Annotated in this window: 13 protein-coding genes; 3 read left to right on the top strand and 10 right to left on the bottom strand. The window is 45.6% G+C overall.

The annotated features are described in order from the left end of the window. Positions 1 to 447 precede the first annotated feature (447 nt). Positions 448 to 978 (bottom strand): hypothetical protein, encoded by a 531-nt coding sequence (locus NG795_RS22140; RefSeq protein ID WP_367290803.1) that lies wholly within the window; start codon positions 976 to 978, stop codon positions 448 to 450. A gap of 231 nt (positions 979 to 1,209) precedes the next feature. Here NG795_RS22140 and NG795_RS22135 point away from each other — a divergent pair, with 231 nt between their 5' ends. Next, positions 1,210 to 2,556 carry a helix-turn-helix domain-containing protein gene (locus tag NG795_RS22135; protein ID WP_367290802.1) on the top strand — a complete coding sequence of 449 codons (1,347 nt, stop codon included), beginning with the start codon at positions 1,210 to 1,212 and terminating at the stop codon, positions 2,554 to 2,556. 80 nt (positions 2,557 to 2,636) lie between these two features. On the opposite strand, the gene NG795_RS22130 is transcribed toward NG795_RS22135, so the two are convergent. The 4 genes from NG795_RS22130 to NG795_RS22115 form a co-directional block, all read right to left on the bottom strand. Next, a complete protein-coding gene (locus NG795_RS22130) occupies positions 2,637 to 2,918 on the bottom strand; it encodes a (2Fe-2S) ferredoxin domain-containing protein (protein WP_367290801.1) in 282 nt (93 codons plus the stop codon). After that, positions 2,908 to 3,750 (bottom strand): class I SAM-dependent methyltransferase, encoded by an 843-nt coding sequence (locus NG795_RS22125; protein WP_367290800.1) that lies wholly within the window; start codon positions 3,748 to 3,750, stop codon positions 2,908 to 2,910. Before NG795_RS22125 ends, NG795_RS22130 begins: the two co-directional genes overlap by 11 nt. A 124-nt stretch (positions 3,751 to 3,874) precedes the next feature. Continuing rightward, positions 3,875 to 4,849: a cysteine synthase A gene (locus NG795_RS22120; RefSeq protein WP_367290799.1), complete on the bottom strand. Its 975-nt coding sequence runs from the start codon at positions 4,847 to 4,849 to the stop codon at positions 3,875 to 3,877. 160 nt (positions 4,850 to 5,009) lie between these two features. Further along, entirely contained in the window at positions 5,010 to 5,648 is a 639-nt protein-coding gene (locus NG795_RS22115; RefSeq protein WP_367290798.1) for a peroxiredoxin, read from the bottom strand. Between the two features lie 169 nt (positions 5,649 to 5,817). Here NG795_RS22115 and NG795_RS22110 point away from each other — a divergent pair, with 169 nt between their 5' ends. After that, complete coding sequence (locus NG795_RS22110) at positions 5,818 to 6,084, top strand: hypothetical protein (RefSeq protein WP_367290797.1); 267 nt, start codon at positions 5,818 to 5,820, stop codon at positions 6,082 to 6,084. Positions 6,085 to 6,104: 20 nt separating this feature from the next. Here NG795_RS22110 and NG795_RS22105 read toward each other — a convergent pair whose 3' ends face one another. Further along, positions 6,105 to 7,061, bottom strand: coding sequence for an MDR/zinc-dependent alcohol dehydrogenase-like family protein (locus tag NG795_RS22105; protein ID WP_367290796.1), 957 nt, complete (start codon positions 7,059 to 7,061; stop codon positions 6,105 to 6,107). A gap of 89 nt (positions 7,062 to 7,150) precedes the next feature. Between NG795_RS22105 and NG795_RS22100 the strand changes: the two genes are divergently transcribed. Then, complete coding sequence (locus tag NG795_RS22100; protein ID WP_367290795.1) at positions 7,151 to 7,684, top strand: heme-binding protein; 534 nt, start codon at positions 7,151 to 7,153, stop codon at positions 7,682 to 7,684. 217 nt (positions 7,685 to 7,901) lie between these two features. Here NG795_RS22100 and NG795_RS22095 read toward each other — a convergent pair whose 3' ends face one another. From NG795_RS22095 to NG795_RS22080, 4 genes are all read right to left on the bottom strand, one after another. After that, positions 7,902 to 10,262: a PAS domain-containing sensor histidine kinase gene (locus NG795_RS22095; protein WP_367290794.1), complete on the bottom strand. Its 2,361-nt coding sequence runs from the start codon at positions 10,260 to 10,262 to the stop codon at positions 7,902 to 7,904. A gap of 70 nt (positions 10,263 to 10,332) precedes the next feature. Beyond that, complete coding sequence (locus NG795_RS22090) at positions 10,333 to 10,749, bottom strand: secondary thiamine-phosphate synthase enzyme YjbQ (RefSeq protein WP_254568277.1); 417 nt, start codon at positions 10,747 to 10,749, stop codon at positions 10,333 to 10,335. A 20-nt stretch (positions 10,750 to 10,769) separates the two neighbouring features. Continuing rightward, entirely contained in the window at positions 10,770 to 11,882 is a 1,113-nt protein-coding gene (locus NG795_RS22085; RefSeq protein WP_367290793.1) for a glycosyl transferase, read from the bottom strand. A 173-nt stretch (positions 11,883 to 12,055) separates the two neighbouring features. Then, the gene (locus tag NG795_RS22080; protein WP_367290792.1) at positions 12,056 to 13,258 is read right to left on the bottom strand and encodes an aminotransferase class V-fold PLP-dependent enzyme; all 1,203 of its coding nucleotides are present in this window, start codon (positions 13,256 to 13,258) and stop codon (positions 12,056 to 12,058) included. Between the last annotated feature and the right edge of the window lie 61 nt (positions 13,259 to 13,319).

The raw sequence follows: 13,319 nt of genomic DNA, 5'->3' as shown, positions 1-13,319 counted from the left end.
TGACCTCTTTTTCTTATACTACAAATGGCCCAAACCGACAAGGGGTAAGCCTTTTGGCCTTCTTGTCACCCCTTCAGGTTTAGAAGATCTCTGCCACCCAACTCAAGGCTTCATAGAAGCCCGGTTTCTTTGGTAGGTTGCTTAGAGGCGATCACTACTTCAAAGAATCGGGGTTCTTCAGACAATTTATACCACGCAACGAAAATTTTCATGAAAGCCATTTTTCTTGGGTGATTTTCTGGATTTTTAGGGTACGTTAGGCGACCCAAAAAATTAAGCTTTTACAGATATTTATAAATCCGACTAGATGCACCAATTGTGATACAGGAAGGTGCGTCTAATCGGGAATAAAAATAATTAATTTTAGCCTAAATTTTGACCCAAATAACGCCCCTACTACCAACTTTTATTTTGATGATAATTCAGTTAATCACCATCAAAATAAATTTATCTGAAATTACCATCATCATATATTCTACACTGTCCTGGTTCAATTACTCCCATATCAACAATGCCCCCTAGATCGATTGTCGTACCTCTACTATGATTGACATGAATCGCAAACTTGATTGGGGAGTGAACAACTGACTGTAGTGGACCTGTCATTGGTCCTGAATCATAGAATCTTCTATCACCATCTCTGGTATTATTGCGAGGACCTAGAACTCCTAGAGGTCGCCAGTTTTCACCCGTAACATGAACAACTGTTTGTCCCCACAAATTCACTTCATAAGCATATCTTGAGTAAATTTTAAATTCGACACTTGAAACTCTGGAGTCTCTACTACCCGCTTCAGCAACAACTCTTGCTCTTAAACCGTTGGGTATATTACAAAATTCAGCAAATTTTATTTCGCCATATATTCCATCTCGTTCTTGATAGTTGGGAGACGCTTGCCCAATAGCGGCAATAGGTAAAACCATTGAACACAAAAGCAGGCTTAGATAAATTTTTTTCAATCTATTACTACGGCTCATTGATTTGACTAGATGGACAAGCACGCTCTAATCTCCTATAGAAGTATTACTAGCATGATTATCTCTCCACTTTAAAATATTTGCCTAGGCTAAAATGCTTAATTTTGCTAGTCGTTTTGTCGGCAATTCCAACTCTATCGCGTCAAAAATGTTGAAAAATGCCAGAATTTGTTGTGAAATGCTGGGAAATGTTGGGTATAATACGGAAAATCACGAAATATACCCGACTGTATGAATCTTGAGGAAGTGTTAAAACTCGCTGATGCTCTGGTGTTTGCTAAGACGGGGCAACATCTTGATGATTTGCAACAGGCGATCGCACGGGGAACTCTGCAAGGCAAGAAATACAGCGAAATTGCTCAGGAGAAGCACTGTAATGAGAGTTATGTTCGGGATGTAGGAGCAAAATTATGGCAGACACTTTCAAAAGAGTTAGAGGAGGAAGTCACTAAATCCAATTTTCGCTCGACAATGGAGAGGCTACAAATATCCTTATTTTCAAATGTTGTACAAGATCATGTTCAAGCGGGTAGCATTAACTTTTGTGGAGAAGCCAGACACCCCCCAGATATACCCAATCAAAACCCGCAAAATCGAGCAACATCTAACCGGCAACAAACCGCAAATTTTCATCACGATCTAAGTGAAATGCCGAAGTTAGGGAGTTTCTATAATCGTACTGCTGAACTGGAACGCATCAAAATATCAATCCTCAGAGAAAAGGCACAATTTTTAGCCATTATTGGCATGATAGGGGTGGGGAAAACAGCCCTGGGGATAAAACTTGTAGAAGAAATTAAGTATGAATTTGAATATGTGATTTGGCGTAGTCTGGAAACTTGCCCGACTGTTGCTCAATTGCAAACCAATTTAACCGATTGTTTTACCGAGGGGGATAATCAAACTTCATCGCCACCCCTGATTAAATATTTACAAAACCATCGCTGTTTAATTATTTTAGATGATATCCATTACCTGTTTAGGCGGGAAGAATTGGCTGGTCAGTATCAAGTGGGTTATGAGGATTATCGCAGTTTCTTTAAACAAATTAAAGACCGATCGCATCAAAGCTGTTTTCTCTTGATTGGTTGGGAAGCCCCGAGAGAAATTGCTCAGGTTAAACACCCAAATGCTCCTAACTTAATCTTGACCGGGTTAGACAGTGTATCCGCTAACCAAATTATCGCCGAACAAGGATTAGAACCGGAAGAAAACGGCTCACGATTCATTAACCATTATCAAGGTAACCCCTTGTGGTTAAAAACTGTAGCGAATTTTATGGCTGATTTAGGCTTAACTGTGACACAGGTATTACAAAATCAGCCGTTATTATTTCCCCAAGATTTGAAAGATATTTTACAGCAACCGTTGGCTTGGCTATCGGAACCCGAAAAGCAACTTTTATCTCTGTTAGCTAAAGAAGATGAGCCGATCGCCCTTGTCAAATTATTAGAAATTGCCCCGATGCCCTCTTCAGATTTACTGGATATCCTACAATCTCTTTGCCGTCGTTGTTGGATAGAAAAAACTGATCGTCTTTATCGGATTTCACCTGTATTGAGACAGTATTTAGGATGATGGCTCATTGGTCCTTAGTCCTGGGTCAACAATCCAAATGATAAATGACAATGGACCAATGACCAATCCGTGTTTTTCCCTTAATGAGGGTGAAACTTGGGGTATAGCATTCCCTTAACGGGAATGCCGCCTTGGAGATGTTTTTCGACTACGGTTTTCACTTCATCGGGTTGCACCTGGGAATACCAGATTTCTTCAGGGAGGATGAGGACCATTGGTCCATTTCCACATTGTCCCAAGCAGCTACTACTTTCAAGGGTGACATCAGCAACGGGTAAGGATTGAAAGGCGGCGAGGACTTTTTGGGAACCTTGTTTTCTACAGGTACGATTTGTACAGATTAGGACTCGTTTAGGGGTCAATGGCCTCAAAGGAAAGAATTAAATAGCGGGTAATCCCTATTTTACCGAGGAACTCGGCCCCGGCGGTAATTTTTTCAGTTTCGACGGATCCATTCTCGCGTAAGAGTTTCCGGACTAAGGGATAAGTTGGTAAGGTATTGCGGGTGATATCCTCTTCTATCCGCGTTACAAATCCGGTCTTTTTAGCTAGGTTCCGATAGGTGGATAAGGAAAAATCACTCTGGACTGTGCCGTAGGTTTTATCGATTGAAGATGTTAAAAATTGACCCAGAAAATTAGTGATAGGGAGGCTAAATTTTAGAGGAACAAAATCGCAGATGGCGAGATATCCCCCGGGTTTTAATACTCGGCGGGCTTCTTTAAAAAAGGTCTCACGACTGGGAAAATGGAAGATACATTCTACGGCGAGGACGACATCAAAGGAGTTATCTTCAAAGGGCAATTGGCAGGCATCGGCACAGACGAAGGAGATGGCATTGTGGTTGAGGGGTTGGACTTGCGATCGCGCCCTTTCGAGTTGGCGTTCGTCGATATTGACTCCCACCATCTCTAAGTTAGAAAACCGTTCGTTGAGACTGGCGATCGTGCCGCCAAATCCACAACCACAATCGAGAATTTTCAATCCGTCGGTGATGTTTCCTGCATCGCAAACCTTCCTGGAGAGTTGTTCAGTCGCGTTGGCAAAGTCAGGAAGGGTCCCATCGGCGCGCTTGGGGTCTTCCCAGTATCCCCAATGGACGTGACGACCAAATGCGGCGATCGCCGCTGGATTTTGCTCTTTTAATAGTTCCAAAAGGCGGTCAAAATACGGGAGATGAACCTTAGATTCCATCTGATGGTAGCCTCTTAATTTGTAAAAGATGAGCAACCCTAATTGTTCAGATTGCTTTTACTGATTGGGTCCAGTCTAGTCATTGGGGGTAATGGTTCACAGACGGGCTGAAGAAATTCTCAGTTTAGTCTGGGGATAGTCCTTTGGAGGCTAACCACTGGCGATCGTATAACCGGGATTGATAGCGTTGTCCACTATCACAAAGGACCGTTACCAAGGTATGACCCGGACCCATTTCTTGGGCTAAAGCGACGGCAGCACCGACGTTAATGCCTACGGATCCGCCCATAAATAAGCCATCTTTTTGGAGGAGTTGATAAATGACGCGAATTGCTTCTTGATCATCCACTTGAATGGCATCATCAATGGGGACACCTTCCATGTTTTTGGTAATCCGACTATTGCCAATGCCTTCGGTGACGGAGTTGCCGACGGGGTTTATTTCGCCTGTTTTAACATAGCTATATAATCCACTGCCCATTGGGTCAGCAACGATACATTTAATATCCGGGTTCTGGGCTTTTAAAAACATAGAAACTCCGGCATAAGTTCCGCCAGTTCCCGTTGCAGCCAGCCAAGCGTCTATTTTTCCGTTTGTTTGGGACCAAATTTCGGGTCCGGTGGTTTGATAATGGGCCATTCTGTTGGCTAAGTTATCAAATTGATTGGCCCAAATTGCATTGTCCATTTCTTCGGCGAGTCTGCCGGAAACCTTGACATAGTTATTGGGGTCTCGGTAGGGAACTGCGGGAACTTTCCGCACTTCGGCACCTAATGTGATGAGGGTATCTATTTTTTCTTGGGATTGGGTTTCGGGAATGACAATTAGGCATTTATAGCCTTTGGCGTTGCAAATATGGGCTAATCCAATGCCGGTATTGCCTGCGGTTCCTTCGACGACGGTCCCCCCGGGTTTGAGTAAGCCTTTGCGTTCGGCTTCTTCGATGATGAAGAGGGCGGCGCGGTCTTTAACGGACCCTCCAGGATTCAGAAATTCTGCTTTTCCTAAAATTTCACATCCGGTTTCTTCGCTAAAGCTATTGAGTCGAATTAAAGGGGTATTTCCTACGGTTCCGATGAAACCCTGTTTAATATCCATTGGGTGTTGTCCTATGGCTGGCGATTAAAACTGTTTGTTTGATTGTTTTATGAAGTCATTCAAAAGAGAAAGGCGATCGCCCTATTGAGCGGGCTATCTTTCTCGGAACATCCCTACAGATGAGCAGGGCCGATCGCCTTCTCAAGGCAGAGTCAAGTGCCTATTTATTCGGGGGTGGGGTTAACCGCAGGTAAGGTTTAACGGCAGTGTAGCCTTTGGGGAATTTTTCCTTTAAAACTTCGGGGTCTTTCAGGGAAGGGACAATCACACAATCATCGCCATCTTTCCAGTTGACTGGTGTGGCAACGCTGTAGTTGTCGGTGAGTTGTAAGGAGTCGATCGCCCGGAGAATTTCCACAAAGTTGCGTCCGGTACTGGCGGGGTAGGTTAAAACCAACCGGAGTTTTTTCTGAGGGTCAATGACAAAGACCGATCGCACGGTGAGGGTATTATTGGAATTGGGATGGATCATGTCGTACAAATCGGATACCTTGCGATCGGCATCGGCCAAAATTGGATAATTGACACTCACGTTACCCACTTCTTCAATATCAACAATCCAGCCTTTGTGGGATTCCACATCATCCACACTCAGGGCAATGGTTTTGACATTGCGCTGGTCAAATTCAGCCTGGAGACGGGCGACTTCACCCAGTTCTGTGGTGCAAACCGGGGTGTAGTCCGCAGGATGAGAAAACAGCACAACCCAACTTTCTCCTGCCCAGTCATAAAAATTAATCTCTCCTTGGGAGGATGCTTGGGTAAAGTTGGGTACGGTATCACCTAAACGCAGAGACATAGTAAGGTTCCTGTAATTTCCAATACAAAAAAGAATCGATTAGGCAATTCTGCCCGATAACTCCGGTTTGTCCGGCGGTTTTTAGTTCTTTTTTAGATTGTATCAGGTTGCTTTCTTTGTGGTATGAGTTAAAAGCAGATTTTGATGTCATTGATTGGGGTATCGGCCTATGTTCCAAATGCTGTACTCTCTGATTCGCGCCATTGAGCCATTTTTAGTGCCAATTTGCTTTGTCAGTGCTTGGTTGCTGGTGATGTTGCTGGGGTGGAGCCTTTTTAGTGCGATCGCGGCTGCAACAACCAATGCCAAGCGAATGCACCAGATTCCCTGTGCCTATTGCGTCTTTTTTACCAATGACCCTCGTTTGAAATGTCCCGTCCATCCCACTCGGGCGATGTCCGAAGAGGCGATCGATTGTGTGGATTATCGGAATTGAGCGATTGGTCATTGGTCATTCTATGGGCTAATTTCTAACAACACTTTTAAAACCCCTCGGCGTTGGGCGTGGTCAAAGGCGGCGATCGCCTCGTCAAGGGGATATTTAGCTTGAATTAAAGGGTTGACATTTATCTTGTTTTGTGATAAGAGTTCTAATGCTTTGGGAAACGGACCGCAACGGGACCCGATTAGGGTAATTTCATCCACCACTAGAGACGAGATATCTAGGGTGAGGTGACCCGCATAAGTGCTTTTGAGGACGAGGGTCCCTCGGGGACGTAAGGCGCGACGGGCAATAGTAAATCCTTCGGGGTTGCCGGTACATTCCACGGCGATATCAAATTGTCCGTCGGTAACGGCATCGGCAAATCCGGTTTTAATGCCTAGGGACTCCAAATTCTCCAGTTTGTCCCGATGTCGCCCCACTGCCAGCAAGTCACAACCCGTGAGGGCTAGGGTTTGGGCGACTAACTGCCCTAATTTGCCATCCCCTACCACTAAGATGCGATCGCCCGAGGTGATAGGCACTTGTTCTTGGATTTCTAAGGCAGCGGCGATCGGTTCAGTGAAGGTTGCCATATCCGTTGTAATGGTATCCGGTATCGCATACAGGTTTTTCACTGGCAGGGTCAAATATTCGGCAAACGCGCCATTGCGATTGACAATTCCCAAAACTGTGCGATTTTCGCAGTGGGTGGGTTGTCCTCTGCGACAAAACCGACAGTCTCCGCAAGCGGCGTTAATTTCTCCGACTACGCGCTGATTTTGCAGGGATTCGGGTCCTCGTTCCACCACACCCACGAATTCGTGACCTAAAATGCCACTGTAGGGATAGTAACCCCGCAGCAGTTCGAGGTCGGTATTGCAAATTCCCGCCTGTAAAACTCGGATGAGGGCTTCTCCTTCTGGGGGTTCGGGAATGGGAAGTTGCGATCGCAGTTGCAATTGCTGATTTTCTAGCCAGAGTCCTTTCATGGTTCTCGGTCCTGACAACAGAATTAGATTCTATTTTACCTGGAATTGCTCGTTCTAAACTCCTAAACTTTTCAGTTTAACACTCAATCATGTCTGCATCTTTACCCCATGATTTTCCCAATCCTACCCCACCTGGGGCGATCGAAGTGAAAGAGTATCCCGAGTATCGGGCTGTGACTTACAGCCATTCGGGAAATGTTCAACAAGCCAGCCAAGTTGCTTTTAATCCCTTATATCGGCATATTAGCACCAATCAAATTGCCATGACGACCCCGGTTGAAGTGCGGTATTTGGATGGGTTAACTCCGGAAGTGAGCACGCCACAAACTGCGGAGGTTTCTTTTTTATATCCCAACCGGGATATTTCGCCGGAAACCCTGACAGATGAGGTGAAGGTGACGGATTATCCGCCGATGACTGTGGTGAGTATTGGCATTCAAGGGGCTTATAGTTGGGCGAATTATGAACAACATTTGCAACGGTTGCAAGGCTGGCTGAAGGAACATTCGGAGTATGTGATCAGCGGTCCGCCTCGTCGGTTATTGTACAATTCCCCGATGACTCCGGAAGCGATTAAACTCAGCGAGGTGCAGATTCCCATTGCTGGGGTTACTTCTGATTAATTAATCAAAAACCCGCACCCTAAAGCAGTGGCGACACCCGGCGGGGGGCGGGGGATAAATCCCCCGCCTAACAGCTAAAGTCGGTTAAAAACCGACTGCAAGTTTGATACAGTGGTGTTTTCAGTCGTCTTTAGACGACTTTAGCTATGAGGCGGGGGATTTATCCCCCGCCGGTGTTGCTATGGATGCTTTAGCCTGCGGGTCAGGTTAAAATATTTCAAGTCAATCCTTGAAAAATGGGAATTTCTATAGAAAATTCTGACCCTAAATCTGGGGTGGCGTGACAGGAGATTTGACCTTGATGTTTTTCTACGATAATTTGATAGCAAACAGAAAGTCCTAATCCGGTGCCTTTGCCGACGGGTTTGGTGGTGAAAAAGGGGTCGAAGAGTCGGGCTTGGATTTCTGGGGTCATGCCGGGACCATTGTCGATGATGCGAATTGTTACCCGATCGCCAGTGACGGCGGTGAGAATGCGAATGGTGGGGGACTCAGGGGGTATTTCTCCTAAGTTGCGGTTGTACTTTTGGTCTAAGGCATCGATCGCATTATTCAGGAGATTCATAAACACTTGATTCAATTGTCCGGCATAACATTCCACTGCTGGCAGTACGCCAAATTCTGGGATAATATCGATTTCTAGTCGCTTATCCGTGGCTTTGAATCTGCCTTGCAAAATCAACAAAGCGCTTTCGATGCCTTCGTGAATATTTACTTGTTTCATTTCCGCTTCATCGAGGCGGGAAAAGGTGCGTAACGATCGCACGATGCCTCGGATGCGATCGGTTCCCACTTTCATTGAACCCAAAATTTTCTGCAAATCCTCTTGCAAAAAATCCAATTCTATGTCTTCGAGTTTATCAGCAATGATTGGGTCTGTTTCCCCATACTGTTGTCGGTAGAGTTCGACTAAATCCAGTAAATTTTCCAGGTAATCCCGAACATATCCTAAATTTCCAGAAATAAAATTTACGGGATTATTAATTTCATGGGCAATGCCTGCCACCATTTGACCCAGGGAAGACATTTTTTCTGATTGAATTAACTGGGTTTGAGTCCGTTGCAATTGAGTTAAAGTTGCTTCAAGTTGCTGATTTTTTTCCTGCAATTCTCCGGAAGTCCGATGTAATCGTTCCACCGTGTCGCGTAAGGCGGTTTCGGCTTCAACGCGATCGCTAATATCTCGGGCGACACCAATTAATCCGATGGCATAACCTTGGGCAGAACGATAAACGGTTTTTGAGGTTAAATAGGTCCGGGGTTGAGACAAATGAGAATCCGCATTCAATGGTACAATTTCTTCTTCTAAAAGCTGAGTCTCTCCCTCTAACAAAATCCGATGGTCATTTTTCATCCGTTGGCGAGCAGTTTCTGGGGATAATAATTCAGTATCATTTTTTCCTAAAATTTCATCCACAGCCTTGCCAATTGCCTTGGCCCCAGCAGAGTTAATGGAGAGATAGCGACCCTGAAGGTCTTTGACAAAAATACTATCTGTTGTCCCTTCGGAGATAGCTTGCAAAAGATTGTAGCTTTCTTGCAATTTCTCCTGGGCACGTTTGCGTTCGGTGATGTCGCGGACAAATAGGGTGTAGAGTTGGCCTTGGGGTAATAGAACATGAGCGATCGCCAGTTCAATGGGAAACGTTGTGCCATTTTTACGCTGTCCGACTAATTCATAAGCCGCATTGCTCTCCCCCGGCATTTGACGAGTATTCAGAAAGAGGGTCAAATAGGCGTCAATTTCTTGGTGCATTAACCAGGGCATCAACAGTTTCAAATTTTGCCCTTGTAATTCTGATTCGCTATAGCCAAACAGTTCTAAAGCAGCGTTATTTATCCAGTGAATTTTACCGCCATCGGTGATAGCAATGGTCCCCTCGGGGGCCGCTTCCAACATGGCTTGATATTGGTGAGAATTGCGCTTTTCAAGGGTAAGAAGTCGGTTACTTTGGTAGACAAAGAGTATCCCTGTAGTGCAAATGATGAGGGAGGCGATTCCCGTGGCGATCGCTGGACCGGGGAGGTAAGATGAGCGAAGTTCTTGAACCTCAATCTGGGTCAAAACTGCCCCATTTAATTTAGGAATCGGGGCATAGGCGACGATCGCCGGAATGCCCTGTTCATCGGTGATCAACTGACTGCCGGTTTCCCCGACGATCGCCCGGTGGATGGCATCGGCGAGTTCAGAATCCGGGATGACGGGAATCCAAGGGCGATCGCTGGCTGTTCCCTGTTGCCACATCACCGGGGAATCGTCGGTTTCCACCCAGGCGATCGCCACCCGCATTCCTGAAGGTTGAGGGAGTTGATAGGCTTTTTGGGCGGACTCCCAGGCGGTTTGCGGGGTATCCGTGACGGTGGCAATCCCCTGGATCAGTTGGGCTTGAATTTGGACGATTTGTTCTAGGTGCGATCGCCCTTGGAAGAGGACCATCTGATCCAGCAGATAAATCCCAATTCCCGCCACTGCCATTGTGATCGCGGTGAATCCGACTGTCCAGTAGACCAGTTTCTGGCGGTTATTCGGGCGATCGGCATCATCGCCTATTTCCTGATTCTGGGAAACACCCATCATGGAATTCCTCACCGGGACTTGCTTGAATTTTTAGCCTCTACTGCCTCAGTTTAAGCCACCTGAGAGAGAATCATTCCCCCTGAATATGAACCACTAATTCTCGATAATGACCCTGTTGCCGGTGTTCCCAAATATAAATTCCCTGCCAAGTTCCAAGCACTAATCGACCTCGATTGATAGGAATTTGCTCACTCGTATGGGTGAGGGCCGTGCGAATATGGGCGGGCATATCATCGGGACCTTCGGTACTGTGGCGGTAGCGACGTTGTTCGGGAACTAAATCAGAAAAGAAATGTTGTAAATCTTCTAAAACATCGGGGTCTGCGTTTTCTTGCAGCAATAAACTGGCAGAGGTATGGCGGAGAAATAGGGTGCAGAGGCCCGTTTGTACTCCTGATTTTGCCACGACTTCTTCCACTTTAGCCGTAACTTTAGCTAAGGATTTTCCCGTGGTTTTCAGTTGGAGGATTTGTTGATGGTAAGTCATAAATTTAAGCGGTAAAAGGGTTAACGTTCAGAGGGGGATTCGGTTTGGAAATAATCGACCACTGCCTGGGCGATCGCTTCCGTCCCATCTTTGATTAAGGGTTCGCTGGATTGTGGGGGGAGAGGGGGTTCTCGTAAAAAGTCCCAATTCCCCTCGAAAAACTCTTCTGGGGAGACAATTCTGTGATGAGAATGCTGTTGGATTCCCGAGAGCAATAAGGGGGATTCAGCAAACCCTTCTCGGGTGAGGGAGATAATCGGTACATTTTGGCGACAAGCTTCTGAAAAGGTACTGAATCCCGGTTTGGAAACCACTCGCCCACAAACCGGCATAAAATCTACAGGACGAAGGCGATCGCCATTGGTTTGATTGTCAATTTTAACTAAATTCGGCAAGTCGGGCGCATTGTGGTCAAAGGTGATAAATTGCCAGTCGGGAAAGTCATGCAAATTATGATAAGGAATTTGTTCCAATCCCAATCCGCCAAAAGTAAGTAAAATTGTTTGTTCTACAGGAGATTTCAGCCCCCATTCACGACGGATTGTTTCCGGTTGATAGCGGGGAGTTCCGCCAGTTAATCCGAAATCTTTAATGAGAGGAAAGGCACTCATTGCTTCGTGAAAAGGCAGACGAAATAGACAGTCACATTGACTGAAGCAGTCGGCAATCCAATCCGCAATGGCTTCAAATTCTCCTCCCCAAGGACGATAGATAAAATCCCACCCAAAATTGCTCATCATCCAGACGGGAATGCCTGCCGCTTGACCAATGGTAGCAGCTAAGGGGGGAATATCCGCCAGAATTAATCCGACCCGATTGAGTTGAATAAAGTTAACTTCCCCAGCGGCGATCGCATATTGTCGCTTGCGAATTTCTTGCAATTTTTCTAAGGTAGCTACTTTATCCATTTTCAAGCTATCTGCCTGAATCACTCCCACATCTAAAGCCCTTTCCCGTAAGATAAAATCTCCGGTAATATAACTTTCCAATAACCAACGGGGTGCGGTGGTAACTAAAATTAACAAAATGTCCGGATTTAGCCTTTGAATTTCTGCCGCAACTGAGGCGGCGCGCACTGCATGACCAAAACCATGATTGGTAATGGCGATATAAACAACGGGTCGAGTTTTCACGGCCTATATCAGCTAGATAAAGAACAACAGGATAGAGGGGAAATATTACCTAGGGACCCAAGATAGCGCGTCTCTAATGCCATCCTCAAACAATTTTAACTCATTTTCTCCCCTGCCTCGGAATCAAGGTGACGATTAGCCAACTTGTCTGAAATTTTTCTATTTTGAATGGGTTAAATCTCCTGACAATAATCTTGAATTCCCTTAATTAGTTGCTCTATTTCAGATTCTAAGGTAAAATAATGAACGCAAGCTCTTACACAATCCGGCTTGAGAATAGTCCGGACCATGATGCGATGTTCTTTTTCCAAAAATTTTACCAATTTGTCATGATTCGCCCCAGATTTTCGCAGATTTTCCTTAATCTGAAACGAGACTAAACCGGCTTCCGGTGGAGTGGTTTTTAAACAAATAATATCCGGTAAGTCTCGGAGTTTTGTCCAGAGTTGATGACTTAAGGCTTGGATGCGATCGTAGCGTTCTTCAGGGGTTCCCATGCCCTGATGAAAGGAGATCGCTTTTCGTAATCCGGCTAATAAGGGATAAGCGGAAGTTGCCATTTCAAAACGTCGTCCATCGGGTTTAAATCCTTCCCAATCACCGATAGAATTCAAGGCAACACTGCGCCAACCAATAAAGGTTGGATGAAGGGTTTCTGCGGCATCAGGACTGACATATAATCCACCTAACCCTTCCGGTCCACACCACCATTTATGTCCCGTAAAGGCATAATAATCAACCCCACTTTTGGTGAGATTTAAGGGTAAAATGCCGACGGATTGGGCAGCATCTACAAGAACTCTAACTTTTGGGGAAGGGGGGGATTTTTGGTTAAATTCATGGCAAACTTTAACAATATCAGTAAGGGGTAAAACTTGGCCGGTATTCCAGAGGATATGACTGAGAACGACTAAGCGAGTATTGGGGTGGAGATGGGAGGCGATCGCCACAGTGGGATTCCCCTCATTTAAAGTTTCCATCAAGGGACAAATTGAAACTTGTAAATCGAACCGACGGGCGACTTCACCGACAGCAGAGACAACTCCCGGATGTTCGCAGTCGCCGAGGAGGATGCGATCGCCCGGTTGCCAATCCAAACCCCAGAGGGGAATATTGCATCCAATCGAGACATTTTCGGTGAGGGTAATGGTATCTGCCATGACCCCGAGTTCCGAGGCGATCGCCTGTCGAGTTGCCGCAAGTTCTTCAGAGATCCAGAGTAACACTTCTCCGCTAAAGGGTCCTTTTTCCTGAATTGATTGATAGGATTGAAACAGGGCGGTTAATGCCGATTCGGGCATCGGTCCTTGTCCACCATAGTTAAAATACGATTTATTCTTTAAAGCGGGAAATTGCTGGCGATCAATCGGGTTCACAGGGATTTACCTCATATTTTAAACAGGTTTAGGGAACTCTCAAAAATCAAATATCCAAAAC

The sequence above is a fragment of the Laspinema palackyanum D2c genome (genome assembly GCF_025370875.1).
Lineage (GTDB): Bacteria > Cyanobacteriota > Cyanobacteriia > Cyanobacteriales > Laspinemataceae > Laspinema > Laspinema palackyanum.
The sequence above is the reverse complement of the archived record's forward strand: the minus strand, read 5'-3'. Positions and strand labels throughout refer to the sequence as shown.

Bases quoted from the DNA above. Each gene is read 5' to 3' on its own strand.
- NG795_RS22140 (WP_367290803.1), bottom strand. From the start codon at position 978: ATGAGCCGTAGTAATAGATTGAAAAAAATTTATCTAAGCCTGCTTTTG.
- NG795_RS22135 (WP_367290802.1), top strand. From the start codon at position 1,210: ATGAATCTTGAGGAAGTGTTAAAACTCGCTGATGCTCTGGTGTTTGCT.
- NG795_RS22125 (WP_367290800.1), bottom strand. From the start codon at position 3,750: ATGGAATCTAAGGTTCATCTCCCGTATTTTGACCGCCTTTTGGAACTA.
- NG795_RS22120 (WP_367290799.1), bottom strand. From the start codon at position 4,849: ATGGATATTAAACAGGGTTTCATCGGAACCGTAGGAAATACCCCTTTA.
- NG795_RS22115 (WP_367290798.1), bottom strand. From the start codon at position 5,648: ATGTCTCTGCGTTTAGGTGATACCGTACCCAACTTTACCCAAGCATCC.
- NG795_RS22110 (WP_367290797.1), top strand. From the start codon at position 5,818: ATGTTCCAAATGCTGTACTCTCTGATTCGCGCCATTGAGCCATTTTTA.
- NG795_RS22105 (WP_367290796.1), bottom strand. From the start codon at position 7,061: ATGAAAGGACTCTGGCTAGAAAATCAGCAATTGCAACTGCGATCGCAA.
- NG795_RS22100 (WP_367290795.1), top strand. From the start codon at position 7,151: ATGTCTGCATCTTTACCCCATGATTTTCCCAATCCTACCCCACCTGGG.
- NG795_RS22095 (WP_367290794.1), bottom strand. From the start codon at position 10,262: ATGATGGGTGTTTCCCAGAATCAGGAAATAGGCGATGATGCCGATCGC.
- NG795_RS22090 (WP_254568277.1), bottom strand. From the start codon at position 10,749: ATGACTTACCATCAACAAATCCTCCAACTGAAAACCACGGGAAAATCC.